The sequence below is a fragment of the Nocardioides furvisabuli genome, assembly GCF_021083185.1.
Taxonomy (GTDB): Bacteria; Actinomycetota; Actinomycetes; order Propionibacteriales; family Nocardioidaceae; genus Nocardioides; species Nocardioides furvisabuli.
Genome location: NZ_JAIGQB010000002.1, coordinates 46,836 through 60,374, shown reverse-complemented (window position 1 = coordinate 60,374; position 13,539 = coordinate 46,836). Strand labels below are relative to the sequence as shown.

Here is a 13,539-nt window from a genome sequence, read left to right as displayed (position 1 = left end):
CTGCACCAGTGGTCGCGGCGCGCCGTGGCGTGCCACAGTGTCGTGCGTGTCCAAGGTCGCAGTGGTCGGAGCCGGAGCGGTCGGGACCGCCATCGCCTATGCGGCACAGATCCGTGGCACCTGCCGTGAGCTCGCACTGTTCGACCTCAACGCCGCCAAGGTGCGCGCCGAGGTGCTCGACCTCAACCACGGCCTCCAGTTCACCCCGATGGCCCGCATCACCGGCAGCGACGACCTCGAGGTCTGCGCCGGGGCGGACGTCGTCGTCATCACGGCCGGCGCCAAGCAGGACCCCGGCCAGACCCGCCTCGACCTCGCCGCGGCCAACGTGGCGATGTGCCGCGAGCTCGTGCCCGAGCTCGTGCGCCTCGCGCCCGGCGCGCTGCTGCTGGTGGTGACCAACCCGGTCGACGTGGTGACCTACGCGGCGCTGGAGTTCAGCGGCCTGCCGCCGCACCGGGTCTTCGGCTCCGGCACGGTGCTCGACTCCTCCCGGTTGCGTTTCCTCATCGCCGAGCACACCCGCGTGGCCGTGCAGAACGTGCACGCCTACATCGCCGGCGAGCACGGCGACTCCGAGGTCCCGCTGTGGTCCACCGCCACCATCGGGGGCGTGCCCGTGACGGACTGGGAGGGCAACGGCGTACGCACCCTCGACGAGGAGGTGCGCACCCGCATCCACCACCAGGTGGTCTCCTCGGCCTACGAGATCATCGCCGGCAAGGGCGCCACCAGCCTGGCGATCGGCCTGGCCGTCTCCCGCGTCCTCGAGGCGGTGCTCGACGACGAGCACCGGGTGCTGCCGGTGACCTCACGCCTCGACGACGTGCACGGGCTCGCCGACGTCTGCCTGTCGATGCCGTCGGTGGTCGGGCGCAACGGCATCGAGAGCGTGCTCGCCACCCCGTTGAGCGACGACGAGCTCGAGGCGCTCACCTCGTCGGCCGCTGCGGTCACGGCCGTGGCGCGAAGCCTGGGCCTCTAGTCCGACGCGCTCTGGCCCGACGCGCTCCGGTCCGACTCGGCGAGCGCCTTCAGCGTGAGCAGCTGTTTGCGGGCCATCACCAGGTCGCCGACCGACAGCACTGGCGCGAGCACGCGGTGGGTGCGCGCGGCCACCTTCAGCAGCAGCCGGGTGCCAGCGGCCCCCGGCACGACTGCGTACGACATGTACGCCGACATGATCCGCGCCGTCATCTCGCGTCCGGGGTCGACAGCCAGCACCTGACCCTGGTCGATCCCGAAGGCGCGGGTGAACGGGGCGCCGGGGGAGGGCTCCGGCACGTCGCGCAGCTCGCGCGGCGAGCGGCGCCCGAGGTTGTCGACGAGGTCGTAGGAGTACGGCGCGATCCGCACCTGCCGCAGCCGCGCCCACACCTTGTCCGGCTCGGCGTGCACGGTGACGCCCCGCCATGCCTGGAGCGTGGGATCGGTGACGAGCGCGTCGCATCCGTAGCGCCGCTCGACCTCGGCCTGCGTCACTCCCCATCGATCGCCGATCACGCTGCCACGCTAGTCGGGACGCCCCACCGAGATTCGAGACCGTCGTGCTCCATCGGTGGTCGAGTGGCCGAGCGAGGCGTACCGCGACCCCGCCCCGCTGTCAATGACGTCCGTCAGTTTTAGACGCCCCGCTGTCGGACCCCTTCTCTAGACTCGAACGCATGATCGAGGAACTGGAAGCGGGTGCAGAGGCCGGGGCAGACGCCCTCGGCCCCGCAGCCCTGCTCGCCTCGATCAAGGCCTCCCGCTCCATCGAGAACACCGAAGCCGCACGGCAGCTCGACCTCGCCGCCCGCTGGGCCGACCTCCACCCACCCGAGTCCATCCACGCCGCCGCCTCGTTCACCGTGCCGGGGTGTGAGCACGAGGAGCCCATCGCCGGACCGGGCACCCCGCTGGTCGCGGAGTTCTGCGTCGCCGAGCTCGGCACCGTCCTCGGCATCACCAGCGTGTCGGCGAAGAAGCTCATCGGCCACGCCCTCGAGCTCCGCCACCGCCTTCCACGACTCTGGGCACAGGTCCACGCCGGACGCGTCCCGGCCTGGCGCGCCCGGGCGGTCGCGGAGGCGACCATCCACTCCACTCCCGCGTTGACGGTCGAGGCAGCGCGGTTCGTCGACACCCAGGTCGCCGCAGTCGCGGGGAAGATCGGTCCCGCGCAGCTCGACCGGCTGGTCGCCGAGACCATCAAGAGGTTCGACCTCGCCGGTCAGGATCCGGCAGCTGATCCGGAGGACGGGTATCTCCATGTCGACCCGCGCCACGTGACCATCCACGACCAGGACGTCCACTTCGCCGGCACCGTGCGGCTCGAGGCGGAGGTCGACCTCGCCGACGGACTCGACCTCCAGCGGGCGCTCGCCCACGGTGCCGCGACCCAGAAGGCCCTCGGCTCGCACGAGTCGCTGGACGCCCGCAGGGCCAAGGCGCTGGGCGACCTCGCCCGGACGCAGACCGCGCTCGACCTGCATGGCAGTGGTCTCGAGGCTCGTTCCGCTCGCACCTCAACCACCGAAGACGGGTCGGACTTGCCCACCGCCCGGGAAGTCGTGCTCCACGCTCACTTCGACGCCACCCTGTCCGGCGACACCACGATCTTCGGACCGACCGGACGGCTCGAGGAGGGCCAACGCCTCCTCCTGCTCGACCAGCTCAGGTCCTGGTGCGGCGACTCCCGCACCAAGATCACCGTCAAGCCGGTCATCGACCTCAACCAGCCGAAGGCCGGGCCGAGCTACGCGATCCCGGACCGGATCCGCGAGCACGTGGTCCTCCGCGATCGCGTGTGTGTGTTCCCGTGGTGCGGTCGCCCGGCGCGTGGGTGCGACGTCGACCACGTCACCGAGCACGACCATCACGCCGACGCAGAAGCCCGACCCCAACCCGGCCCCACGCACACCGACAACCTCGCGGCCCTGTGCCGGTTCCACCACCGCTTGAAGACCCACACCACCTGGCACTACGACATGGTCGCGCCCGGGGTCTTCGAGTGGACCAGCCCGCACGACCACCGCTACCGACACGACCGCACCGGCACCACCGCACTCGACCCACCCGGACCAGGCCAGGGACCGCCCCGGATCCCGTCACCGCGAAGATGACCCCGCCCCGCACCCCGCCACCCACGCGTTGGCGGGGCCACAGGCATGCCCGGGGATGCGGTTTCGCCGTTCCGGCCACGTCGGGCCGTGAGCGTGCCTACCGTTCCTCCGTGCCGAAGACGCGATCCAGGCCCTCCCCAGGACTGATGTGCCCGCTGTGCGGGGCCGACGTACCTGTCGCCGCACCAGCCTGCCGCGGGTGCCACCTGCCGATCGCCGACGTGCGCCGTGAGCAACCGGCCGCCCGGCCCGCTTCTCGGTCCAGGGCTTGGGCTCGCGCGATCGGCGTACGCGTGGTCGGGCTCGCGCTCTACGGCGCGGTGGTGGCGTGGTGCGCGTGGCAGCTGCCGACCACCTTGCCCTTCGTCGTTCCGGCGGCGGCGGCCGGAGTGCTCCTCCACGGTGTGAGGGCTCGTCCGTGGCTCGGCCTGGTGGCGTTCGCGGTCCTCGTCGTCGTGCTGCCGTTCCTGATGGCTCCGGCGCTGGGCACCGGTGCACTGTCCGACCTCGCCGAGTGGATCAACGACCCGCAGTGGTGACGAGCGCCCCGTCTCGCCCCAGCGAGGGCCCTCCCGGCCCGCCATGGAGCGGCTCCTAGGATTCACCCATGCCCAGCACCCCCGAGCAGCCCTACCTCGAGCTCCTGCCCGCCGTCGACATCAAGGGCGGCCAGGCCGTCCAGCTGGTGCAGGGCGTGGACGGGTCGGAGAAGCGCTTCGGCGACCCGGTCGAGGCGGCCCTGCGCTGGCAGGAGGCCGGCGCCGAGTGGATCCACCTCGTGGACCTCGACGCGGCGTTCGGGCACGGGCACAACCGCGACCTCCAGGCGAAGATCGTCGGCACCCTCGACATCCAGGTCGAGATGAGCGGCGGCATCCGTGACGACGAGTCGCTGGAGGCCGCGATGGCCACCGGCTGCCGTCGCGTCAACATCGGCACCGCCGCGCTCGAGCAGCCCGAGTGGTGCGCGAAGGCGATCGCGACGTACGGAGACCGCGTGGCCGTGGGCCTCGACGTGCGAGGCACCACGCTGGCCGCGCGCGGCTGGACCCGCGAGGGCGGCGACCTCTACGAGACGCTCGCCCGCCTCGACTCCGAGGGGTGCGCGCGCTACGTCGTCACCGACGTCAACAAGGACGGAATGCTCCAGGGGCCCAACCTCCAGCTGCTCCGCGACGTCTGCGCCGCCACCGACAAGCCCGTCGTCGCGAGCGGCGGGGTGACGACCCTCGATGACATCCGCGCGCTGATGACGCTCGTCGGCGACGGCGTCGAGGGCGCCATCGCCGGTACGGCGCTCTACGAGGGTCGCTTCACGCTCGAGGACGCGCTCGCGCTGACGAGGCCGGCCGGGAGTCCCCAGCTGTGAGCCTCGCGATCCGCGTCATCCCGTGCCTCGACGTCGACGGCGGCCGCGTCGTCAAGGGCGTCAACTTCACCGAGCTCCGTGATGCCGGCGACCCGGTCGAGCTCGCCCGGCTCTACGACGCCGAGGGCGCCGACGAGCTGACCTTCCTCGACATCTCTGCCTCCCATGAGGGCCGCGCGACGACGATGGAGGTCGTCAGCCGCTGCGCCGAGGAGGTCTTCATCCCGCTCACCGTCGGTGGCGGGGTCAGCAGCGTCGACGACGTCGACCGCCTGCTGCGCGCCGGCGCCGACAAGGTCGCGGTCAACACCGCCGCCATCCACCGCCCCGAGCTGGTCGCCGAGATCGCCGACCGCTTCGGCAACCAGGTGCTCGTGCTGAGCGTCGACGCCCGTCGCGTGGGTCCCGACCACGAGGGCACCGCCAGCGGCTTCGAGGTGACCACCCACGGTGGGCGCAGGAGCGCCGGCCTCGACGCGATCGAGTGGGCCGTGCGCGCCGCCGAGCTGGGCGCGGGGGAGATCCTCCTCAACGCCATGGACGCCGACGGCACGACCGACGGCTTCGACCTCGAGCTGATCCGGGCCGTACGCCGCGAGGTGAGCATCCCGGTCATCGCCAGCGGGGGAGCGGGCGCGGTCGAGCACTTCGCGCCGGCGGTCGACGCGGGCGCCGACGCGGTCCTGGCCGCGACGGTCTTCCACTTCGGCACGCTGCGTGTCGGCGACGTCAAGGCCGGTCTGTCCACGGCCGGCCACCCGGTCCGCTGGGGCGCGCACGCGCCGTAGGATCAGCCCATGCTGAAGACCGCCCGGCCGCGCTCGATGCGGCACATCGTCCTCGCGGTGACCGCGACCGCGACCCTCGCCCTGACGGCGTGCGCCCCGACCGACGAGGCCGACTCCGGCTCGGACAGCGCCGCCGACGACTCGTCGGAGTCGCCCGCGGCCGACGAGTGCACGCCCGACTCGATGGAGACCGTCGCCGACGGCACCCTGACGATCGCGACCGACGACCCGGCCTACGAGCCGTGGTTCGTCGACAACGACCCGACCAACGGCCAGGGCTACGAGTCCGCGGTGGCGTACGCCATCGCCGAGCAGCTCGGCTACACCGCCGAGCAGGTCACCTGGGTGACGGTGCCGTTCAACAAGGTCGTCCAGCCGGGGCCGAAGGACTTCGACTTCGACGTCAACCAGGTCTCCATCACCGAGGCGCGGCGCGAGGCTGTCGACTTCTCCTCCGGCTACTACGACGTCGTGCAGACGGTGATCACCAACAAGGGCAGCTCGCTGGACGGCGTCACCAGCATCGCCGACCTCGCCGACGCCAAGCTCGGCGCCCAGGTGGGCACGACGAGCTACACCGCGATCATCGACCAGGTCCAGCCCTCGGAGGAGCCGGCCGTCTTCGACACCAACGACCAGGCGGTGCAGGCGCTCAACAACGGCCAGATCGACGGCATCGTGGTCGACCTGCCCACGGCCTACTTCATGACGGCCGTCCAGCTCGACGACGGCACCATCGTCGGCCAGCTGCCGCTGCCCGACGGTGAGCCCGAGCAGTTCGGCGCCGTGCTCGACAAGGACAGCCCGCTGACCGACTGCGTGTCCGGCGCCGTCGACGCGCTGCGCGAGGACGGCATCCTCGACCAGATCGGCCAGGAGTGGCTGGCCCAGCAGGGCGCTCCCGAGCTGTCCTGATGCCGGGACGGGTGGCCTCCGGGGCCACTGGGGACTGGGCGCCGTCCGCGGTCCAGCGCGACCGCGACGAGTGGCGGAGGCGTCGTACGCTCCGCAGCGCGGCGATCGCGGCGGGCAGCACCCTGGTCCTGCTCGGCGTGATCGCTGCCGCCGTGGTCAGCTCACCGGGCTGGGACCGGGTCCGCGAGACCTACTTCAGCTGGGACAAGGCGGTCTCGTCGTTCCCGGCGGTGCTCGACGGGCTCTGGCTCAACATCCGCGTCATGGCGATCTGCTGGGTCCTGATCCTCGTGCTCAGCCTCACGATCGCCGTGGTGCGGACGCTGCGCGGCCCCGTCGCGTTCCCGCTGCGCCTGCTCGGGACGGCGTACGTCGACATCTTCCGCGGCCTGCCGCTGCTGCTCGTGATCTTCCTGCTCGGCTTCGGCGGCCCCGCCCTGCGTCTGCAGGGCCTGCCCACGTCGCCCCTGTTCTGGGGTGGCACCGCGCTGGTGCTGTCGTACTCGGCCTACGTCGCCGAGGTCTTCCGGTCCGGTATCGAGTCGGTGCACCCCAGCCAGCGGCTCGCCGGTCGCTCGCTCGGCCTCTCCTACGGCCAGACGCTGCGCCACGTCGTGCTGCCGCAGGCGTGGCGGCGGGTGATCCCGGCGCTGATGAACGACCTGGTCTCGCTCCAGAAGGACTCCGGACTGATCGCGGTCCTCGGTGTCTACGACGCCATCCGCAGGGCACAGATCGAGACGTCGCTCGACTTCAACTACACGCCGTACGTCGTCGCGGGCGCGCTGTTCTGCTGCCTCACGATCCCGATGGCCAGGCTGACCGACCGCTACGCCCGCAAGAAGGGCTACCACGGAGCAGGAGGCCACCTGTGAACACCGAGCTGCTGCGCCTCGAAGGCGTGCGCAAGTCCTTCGGCGACCACGTCGTGCTCAGCGACGTCGACCTCTCCGTCGAGCCGGGCCAGTGCGTGGTGCTCATCGGCGCTTCGGGCTCGGGGAAGTCGACGCTGCTGCGCTGCGTCAACCTCCTCGAGGTCGTCGACGACGGCGTCATCACCTTCGAGGGCCGCGACATCACCGACCCGCGGGTGGACGGTGACGAGGTGCGCTCGCGGATGGGCCTGGTCTTCCAGTCCTACAACCTCTTCCCGCACCTCGACGTCATCGGCAACGTCACCCTCGCCCTCAGGCTGGTCCACGGGGTCGATCCGGGGGAGGCGCGCACCCGCGGCCTGGCCATGCTGGAGCGCGTCGGCCTCGCCGAGAAGGCCACCGCCCGCCCCGACGACCTCTCCGGCGGCCAGCAGCAGCGGGTGGCCATCGCCCGTGCGCTGGTGGCCAACCCGCGCCTGATGCTCCTCGACGAGGTGACCAGCGCGCTCGACCCCGAGCTAGTGGGGGAGGTCCTCGACCTGCTCGGCGAGCTCAAGGGCGAGGGCGTCACGATGCTGCTCAACACCCACGAGATGGGGTTCGCGCGCGACGTCGCCGACCAGGTGTGCTTCCTGCACGCCGGGCGCATCCACGAGCAGGGAACCCCCGAGCAGGTGCTCGGCGACCCCCAGCAGGAGCGCACCCGCGGCTTCCTGTCCCGCATCCGCGCCTGAGCCCACCCGTCCGGTCGATCGGATTCGTCCGCTGTCGGTCCCGAGGAATAGCCTGACCCGGCTGGTTGGTTGCGCTCGGCAACCGACGTGGTCGGCGGACGACGGACAGGCGAAGGGGCGGGCGACACCGGTGGGCGAGGACGCGGAGCTGAAGGGCACCACCACGCGCGACGGCTTCCGGGTCCTCTGGGTCGGCGTCAAGCGCGAGCCCAAGGTCTTCACGGTCGCCACGCTGGGTGCGGTCCTCTTCGGCGTGCTCACCGTCGCGGACGCGTGGGTGCTCGGATGGTCCACGGAGAACGTCCTGATCCCGGCCTTCGACAACGGCGAGATCGGCACCGACATGCTGGTCTGGGTGTTCGCGCTCTTCATGTCCGTGGCCGTCCTGCGCGCTGTCGGCATCGTCGCGCGGCGCCTCGGCGGCGGCATCATGTACTACCGGATGCAGTCCCACACCCGTCGTGCGGTGACCAGGCAGTACCTCTCCCTCCCGATGGAGTGGCACCAGCGCCACCCGACCGGCCAGCTGCTCTCCAACGCCTCCTCCGACATCGAGGCCGCCTGGTCGCCGATCATGCCGCTGCCGATGGCGCTCGGCACCGTGGTGATGATGGGCATCGCCGTGGTCCAGATGTTCGTCGCGGACGTCGTGCTGGCGCTGGTCGGGCTGCTGGTCTTCCCTGCCGTCGTGGGGGCCAACCTGCTCTACCAGCACTACTCCTCGCCCCTGATGACCCGCGCGCAGGGCCTGCGCGCGGAGGTCAGCGAGATCGCCCACGAGTCCTTCGACGGCGCCATGGTCGTCAAGACCCTCGGCCGTGAGACCGAGGAGACCGACCGCTTCGGCGCCAAGGCCCGCGAGCTGCGCGACGTCAACATCCGCGCCGGCCGCATCCGTGCGATCTTCGACCCGGCCCTGGCCAGCCTCCCGGGACTCGGTGTCCTCGTCGTGCTGGCCGTCGGCGTCGCGCGCGTCACCAGCGGTGCCACCGACGCGGGCGACGTCGTGACGGTCGCCTACCTCCTCACCATCGTCTCCTTCCCGATCCGCGCCATCGGCTGGCTGCTGGGCGAGTTCCCGCGCTCGGTCGTCGGCTACCGCCGCGCCCAGGCCGTGCTCGACGCGCAGGGGTCGATGAGGTGGGGCGAGGCGGAGCTGCCCCGCACGGACAAGGGCGCCCTCCTCGAGGTCGAGGACCTCCACTACTCCTACGACGCCGACACGCCCCTGCTGCGCGGCGTCGACTTCGACGTACGCCCCGGGCGCACCGTCGCGCTCGTCGGCGCGACCGCGTCGGGCAAGAGCACGCTGACCAGCCTCATGACGCGACTCGTCGATCCCGACTCGGGCACGGTCCGCGTCGACGGGCAGGACGTCACGCAGCTGCGCAAGGGCGAGCTCTCGGGCAGCGTCTCGCTGGTCCCGCAGACCGCCTTCATGTTCGACGACACCGTCCGCGACAACGTCACCCTGGGTGCCGACGTCGCCGACGAGGACGTGTGGGCGGCCCTGCGCACTGCGCAGGCAGACGGCTTCGTCGCGGCCCTGCCGGGCGGCCTCGACTCGTTGCTCGGCGAGCGTGGCACGTCGTTGTCCGGCGGCCAGCGCCAGCGGCTCTCCCTGGCCCGTGCGCTCGTCCGGCAGCCCCGGCTGCTGATCCTCGACGACGCGACCTCAGCGGTGGACCCCGAGGTCGAGGCACGCATCCTCGCCTCGTTGCGCGACGACGTCGGCGGGTCCGCGGCATCGCTCGTGGTCGTCGCCTACCGCAAGGCCACGATCTCCCTGGCCGACGAGGTCATCCACCTCGACGGCGGCCGCGTCGTGGGTCGCGGCACCCACTCCGAGCTGCTGGCCACCAGCCCGGCCTACGCGCGGCTCGTCAACGCCTACGAGATCGACGCCGACGCAGACGCCGGTGCCGGGGCCGGCGCAGAGGGGACCCAGCGATGAGCGCGACCGCACCCACCTCCGGCACCACGATGCACTCCGGGGAGAAGATCGGCGCCTGGGCGACGATCCGCCTCGGCATGAAGTACTCCCCGGAGCTCCGCGAGGGCCTCGGCTGGACGCTCGTCCTGGCCGTCATCGCGTCCTGCGGGCAGATCGTGGTGCCCATCGCGGTCCAGCAGACCCTCGACAAGGGGCTGAACGGTCCCGGCGGTCCACGCTTCGACTTCGTCGCCTGGATGGGTGTGCTGGCCGCGCTCGCCATCATCGTCACCAGCGTCGCCTCCTACGCCATGACCAACCGGCTCTTCACCACCTCCGAGCACGGTCTGGCCACCCTGCGCACCAAGGCCTTCCGCCACGTCCACGACCTGCCCCTGCTGACCCAGAACACCGAGCGCCGCGGCGCCCTGGTCTCGCGCGTCACCTCCGACGTCGACCAGGTGAGCCAGTTCCTGGTCTTCGGTGGGCTGATCTTCGTGGTGAGCATCGGGCAGATCCTGGTCGCCACCGTCCTGATGCTGGTCTACAGCTGGGAGCTCGCCGCGGTCGTGTGGCTGTGCTTCGCACCCCTCTTCGGTTCGATCCGCTGGTTCCAGAAGAAGCTCTCCGCGGCCTACACCGTCGTGCGCCAGCAGGTGGGCGTGCTGCTGGGCGCGATCTCCGAGCCGGTCGTCGGCGCCGCCGTGGTGCGCACCTACGGCGTCGAGGACCGCACCCAGCGCCGCATCGACACCGCGATCTCGGACTGGCAGAACGCTTACACCCACGCCCAGACCTACACCGTCACGTCGTTCTCCCTGGGCGGCCTGTCGGGCGGTCTGGCCAACGCCGGCGTCATCATCGTGGGGATCCTGCTCGGCTTCACCTCCGACATGACCCCCGGCCGGGTGCTCGCCTTCGCCTTCCTCGTCACCCTGTTCGTCGGGCCCGTGCAGATGGGCACGCAGATCCTCACCGATGCGCAGAACGCCATCGCCAGCTGGCGTCGCGTCCTCGGCATCCTGGAGACGCCCGCCGACCTCATCGACCCGGGTCCCGAGGGTGAGGCGCTGCCGCGCGGTCCCATCGACGTGCGCTTCGACCACGTCGCTTTCGCCTACCCCGCCGGACCGCCGGTGCTGCGTGACATCGACCTCGCCATCGACGCCGGCACCCGCGTGGCGATCGTGGGGGAGACCGGGTCGGGCAAGTCGACCTTCGCCAAGCTGCTCACCCGCCTGATGGACCCCACCGAGGGCTCGGTGCTGCTCGACGGCATCGACGTACGCCGCATCGACGCCGGGTCGCTGCGCCGCAGCGTCGTCCTCGTGCCGCAGGAGGGCTTCCTCTTCGACGACACCATCGCCGCCAACGTGCGCTACGGCAAGCTCGACGCGACCGAGGACGAGATCCGTGCCTCCGCCGTCGAGCTCGGCATCGACGACTGGCTGGCCGGCCTCCCGCGCGGTCTGCACACCCAGGTCGGTCAGCGCGGAGAGTCGCTCTCGGCCGGTGAGCGCCAGCTGGTCGCGCTGCTGCGGGCCCACCTCGCCGACCCCGACCTGTTGGTCCTGGACGAGGCGACCAGCGCGGTGGACCCGTCGCTGGAGATGCAGATCGGCCGCGCGCTCGAGCGGCTCATGCAGTCGCGGACGTCGGTGACGATCGCGCACCGGCTCTCGACGGCGGAGAGCGCGGACGAGGTCATCGTGGTGGACAAGGGCCGCGTCGTGCAGCGCGGGCCGCACGCCGAGCTGGTCGGTCAGGGCGGCAGCGTCTACTCAGGGCTCCACCGCAGCTGGATCGCCCAGCACTCCCACGGCTGAGCCGGGGACCGGGTCGGGCCTCAGGAGGCGAGGACCTGGCTGATGAGCAGGTCGGCGTCGAAGAAGTCCGACTCGGTGCCGGGCGCGACGAGGGCCGCGGTGCGGGAGATGAAGTCGTGGATGTCGCCGGCCCGCGCCTGCAGCACGAGGTGGCCGTCGGGAGAGCTCAGCTCGATGCTGACCATCGCGCGGCCGCTGACCCCGATGGTCGGCGACACGTGCACGTCGCCGTCGCCGGAGGGGCTCTCGGTGCCCCGCATCAGCAGGTCGCGGCCGAAGGTCCACACCAGGTTGCCGTCGGAGGTGATGAACGTCATCGCCACGGCGAAGGGGTCGGAGCTGCGGTAGCCGAGGACGGTGTCGATCTCGTGGCGGACGCCGCGCTCGTCCATGCACTCGACCGTGATGTCCAACGCGACATCGGACAGGGTGTGCCCGCTACCGGACATGTTCATGGAGGCTCCTAGGGGTGCGCCCGGGAGTGAGGCCGGGTTGAGTTGCTCATGAGACGGCATCCGACCCCCCTCGTGATGCGAAACCGCAAAAGATGGTCAACACTGGTTTAGACCGGATCTTGATCCGGACTCATGACGAACTTGACGTTACATGCGATTAGAGCCCTGCGTGGGCGTGTGGGCCAGCCCGGTAGGTTTTTCCCATGACAGGGGCAGCGAAGCGCATCGGTCTCGAGATCCTGGGATGGGTGCTCCTGCTCCTGGGTGTGGCCGCGATCTTCCTGCCCGGACCCGGCCTGCTCGGCATCTTCGCCGGGCTCGCCCTGCTCTCCCAGCAGTACGACTGGGCCGAGCGTCGCGTCGAGCCCGTACGCATCCGCGCGCTGCTAGGTGCCGCGGAGGGCGTGGAGACGTGGCCGCGCATCGTTGCCTCGTGCCTGGGCGCCGTGGTGCTGGCTGCGTGCGGCGTGCTCTGGATCATCACGCCGCCGGCACCTGGGTGGTGGCCCGTGTCGGAGACGTGGTGGCTGCCGGGCGGGATCTGGACGGGCATCACCCAGGTCGCCTCGGCCTTCATCGCGATCGCGTTGATCGTCTACAGCTACCGCCGCTTCCACGGCCACCCGGAGAAGGCCGAGGAGCTGCGCCGACAGATCAAGGGCGAGGGCTCCGAGCGCGAGCAGGCCGCCAACCGCTCCTGAGAGCCTCCACGCCCCCCTGATTGCAGGGGAGCTGCCGCCATGGGATATCGTTCCGGCGTCGCGGGCGATTGGCGCAGTGGTAGCGCGCTTCGTTCACACCGAAGAGGTCACTGGTTCGAACCCAGTATCGCCCACCGAGTAGAAAACAGCCCCTGACCTGCGGAAACGCAGGATCGGGGGCTGTTTCGATTTGGTCGGCGTGTCCACTACGTGTCCACCAACGGTCCATCAATGGCCGGTAGAGGGAAGCTTTCGGAAGGCTGCCTCGAGCTCGTCCAAGCGGATCCGGATGTTGCGGCGTCCGCATCGATAGGCCGGGATCGAGCCGTCGCTGATGCGACGACGAATCGTCTTCGTGCTCAACGACATCACTTCAGCTGCCTCCTCGATGCTGAGGTACACGGGCAGCACCCGCGGTCGCGGGATGCGGGGGCTGGCGTGCTTCTGCTTGGTCGCCATGGGGCCTCCTGGGCGGTTGTGGGTACCTAGGAGGTGGGTTGGTCGTCCCGCGCCCGTTGGGCAGAAGGAGACCGACCATCAGGTCCGGCAACGAATGCTGCTGTCAGTCCTAGCCGGCCACGAGGCGATCCCGACGCGACCGAGTCTGGCGAGACTCGGTCCAGGTGATCGGCTCTCGGATCTCAGCACCTCCTTGAACCCCGGACCGCTGTCGGTTGAGCGGGTTAGGCTCCGAGACGTTCGGGTCGCACGGGGCGGCCATGATCACGGGCAGGGGGACCCCAGTGGGCTTATTCGAGCGGTGGCTCAAGCAGAAGCCTCGACCAAAGCCGTCGCAAGGGCGCTCGTCGGGATCCCTTTTTGACCTCGCCCCACCCGAG

The 13,539-nt window shown here is 70.8% G+C and carries 14 protein-coding genes and 1 tRNA gene; 12 read left to right on the top strand and 3 right to left on the bottom strand.

Going from position 1 to position 13,539, the window contains the following annotated elements; all coding sequences use genetic code 11:
• Nucleotides 1–46: 46 nt before the first annotated feature.
• Nucleotides 47–985: an L-lactate dehydrogenase gene (locus tag K4G59_RS03455; RefSeq protein ID WP_308189338.1), complete on the top strand. Its 939-nt coding sequence runs from the start codon at nt 47–49 to the stop codon at nt 983–985.
• Here the strand turns inward: K4G59_RS03455 and K4G59_RS03450 are convergent.
• The gene (locus tag K4G59_RS03450; protein ID WP_231249315.1) at nt 982–1,503 is read right to left on the bottom strand and encodes a hypothetical protein; all 522 of its coding nucleotides are present in this window, start codon (nt 1,501–1,503) and stop codon (nt 982–984) included. The two genes, K4G59_RS03455 and K4G59_RS03450, sit on opposite strands and share 4 nt — an antisense overlap.
• A 161-nt stretch (nt 1,504–1,664) precedes the next feature.
• Between K4G59_RS03450 and K4G59_RS03445 the strand changes: the two genes are divergently transcribed.
• From K4G59_RS03445 to K4G59_RS03405, 9 genes are all read left to right on the top strand, one after another.
• Nucleotides 1,665–3,104 carry an HNH endonuclease signature motif containing protein gene (locus tag K4G59_RS03445; RefSeq protein WP_231249313.1) on the top strand — a complete coding sequence of 480 codons (1,440 nt, stop codon included), beginning with the start codon at nt 1,665–1,667 and terminating at the stop codon, nt 3,102–3,104.
• 110 nt (nt 3,105–3,214) lie between these two features.
• On the top strand, nt 3,215–3,643 hold the full coding sequence (locus tag K4G59_RS03440) for a hypothetical protein (RefSeq protein ID WP_231249312.1): 429 nt from the start codon (nt 3,215–3,217) through the stop codon (nt 3,641–3,643).
• Between the two features lie 68 nt (nt 3,644–3,711).
• Nucleotides 3,712–4,473 carry a bifunctional 1-(5-phosphoribosyl)-5-((5-phosphoribosylamino)methylideneamino)imidazole-4-carboxamide isomerase/phosphoribosylanthranilate isomerase PriA gene (priA, locus tag K4G59_RS03435; protein ID WP_231249311.1) on the top strand — a complete coding sequence of 254 codons (762 nt, stop codon included), beginning with the start codon at nt 3,712–3,714 and terminating at the stop codon, nt 4,471–4,473.
• Complete coding sequence (gene hisF / locus K4G59_RS03430; protein WP_231249310.1) at nt 4,470–5,261, top strand: imidazole glycerol phosphate synthase subunit HisF; 792 nt, start codon at nt 4,470–4,472, stop codon at nt 5,259–5,261. The genes priA and hisF overlap by 4 nt, the downstream gene beginning before the upstream one ends.
• A 9-nt stretch (nt 5,262–5,270) precedes the next feature.
• On the top strand, nt 5,271–6,176 hold the full coding sequence (locus K4G59_RS03425) for an ABC transporter substrate-binding protein (protein ID WP_231249308.1): 906 nt from the start codon (nt 5,271–5,273) through the stop codon (nt 6,174–6,176).
• Nucleotides 6,176–7,051, top strand: coding sequence for an amino acid ABC transporter permease (locus K4G59_RS03420; protein ID WP_231249307.1), 876 nt, complete (start codon nt 6,176–6,178; stop codon nt 7,049–7,051). Before K4G59_RS03425 ends, K4G59_RS03420 begins: the two co-directional genes overlap by 1 nt.
• Nucleotides 7,048–7,785 carry an amino acid ABC transporter ATP-binding protein gene (locus tag K4G59_RS03415; RefSeq protein ID WP_308189335.1) on the top strand — a complete coding sequence of 246 codons (738 nt, stop codon included), beginning with the start codon at nt 7,048–7,050 and terminating at the stop codon, nt 7,783–7,785. Before K4G59_RS03420 ends, K4G59_RS03415 begins: the two co-directional genes overlap by 4 nt.
• A gap of 130 nt (nt 7,786–7,915) precedes the next feature.
• Nucleotides 7,916–9,739 carry an ABC transporter ATP-binding protein gene (locus tag K4G59_RS03410; RefSeq protein ID WP_231249306.1) on the top strand — a complete coding sequence of 608 codons (1,824 nt, stop codon included), beginning with the start codon at nt 7,916–7,918 and terminating at the stop codon, nt 9,737–9,739.
• Nucleotides 9,736–11,544, top strand: a complete 1,809-nt coding sequence (locus K4G59_RS03405; protein WP_231249305.1) for an ABC transporter ATP-binding protein — start codon at nt 9,736–9,738, stop codon at nt 11,542–11,544. Before K4G59_RS03410 ends, K4G59_RS03405 begins: the two co-directional genes overlap by 4 nt.
• A gap of 20 nt (nt 11,545–11,564) precedes the next feature.
• Here K4G59_RS03405 and K4G59_RS03400 read toward each other — a convergent pair whose 3' ends face one another.
• On the bottom strand, nt 11,565–11,999 hold the full coding sequence (locus K4G59_RS03400; RefSeq protein ID WP_231249304.1) for an SsgA family sporulation/cell division regulator: 435 nt from the start codon (nt 11,997–11,999) through the stop codon (nt 11,565–11,567).
• A 203-nt stretch (nt 12,000–12,202) separates the two neighbouring features.
• On the opposite strand from K4G59_RS03400, the gene K4G59_RS03395 reads away from it, so the two are divergent.
• Both K4G59_RS03395 and K4G59_RS03390 read left to right on the top strand, forming a co-directional pair.
• Nucleotides 12,203–12,700, top strand: coding sequence for a PGPGW domain-containing protein (locus K4G59_RS03395; protein ID WP_231249303.1), 498 nt, complete (start codon nt 12,203–12,205; stop codon nt 12,698–12,700).
• 62 nt (nt 12,701–12,762) lie between these two features.
• A tRNA-Val gene (locus K4G59_RS03390) sits at nt 12,763–12,834 on the top strand.
• Between the two features lie 94 nt (nt 12,835–12,928).
• Here K4G59_RS03390 and K4G59_RS03385 read toward each other — a convergent pair.
• Nucleotides 12,929–13,159, bottom strand: coding sequence for a helix-turn-helix domain-containing protein (locus K4G59_RS03385; RefSeq protein WP_231249302.1), 231 nt, complete (start codon nt 13,157–13,159; stop codon nt 12,929–12,931).
• Between the last annotated feature and the right edge of the window lie 380 nt (nt 13,160–13,539).

Coding starts and splice junctions, on each gene's coding strand:
- K4G59_RS03445 (WP_231249313.1), top strand. CDS start 1,665: ATGATCGAGGAACTGGAAGCGGGTGCAGAGGCCGGGGCAGACGCCCTC.
- K4G59_RS03400 (WP_231249304.1), bottom strand. CDS start 11,999: ATGAACATGTCCGGTAGCGGGCACACCCTGTCCGATGTCGCGTTGGAC.
- K4G59_RS03385 (WP_231249302.1), bottom strand. CDS start 13,159: ATGGCGACCAAGCAGAAGCACGCCAGCCCCCGCATCCCGCGACCGCGG.
- K4G59_RS03395 (WP_231249303.1), top strand. CDS start 12,203: ATGACAGGGGCAGCGAAGCGCATCGGTCTCGAGATCCTGGGATGGGTG.
- priA (WP_231249311.1), top strand. CDS start 3,712: ATGCCCAGCACCCCCGAGCAGCCCTACCTCGAGCTCCTGCCCGCCGTC.
- K4G59_RS03420 (WP_231249307.1), top strand. CDS start 6,176: ATGCCGGGACGGGTGGCCTCCGGGGCCACTGGGGACTGGGCGCCGTCC.
- K4G59_RS03405 (WP_231249305.1), top strand. CDS start 9,736: ATGAGCGCGACCGCACCCACCTCCGGCACCACGATGCACTCCGGGGAG.
- K4G59_RS03425 (WP_231249308.1), top strand. CDS start 5,271: ATGCTGAAGACCGCCCGGCCGCGCTCGATGCGGCACATCGTCCTCGCG.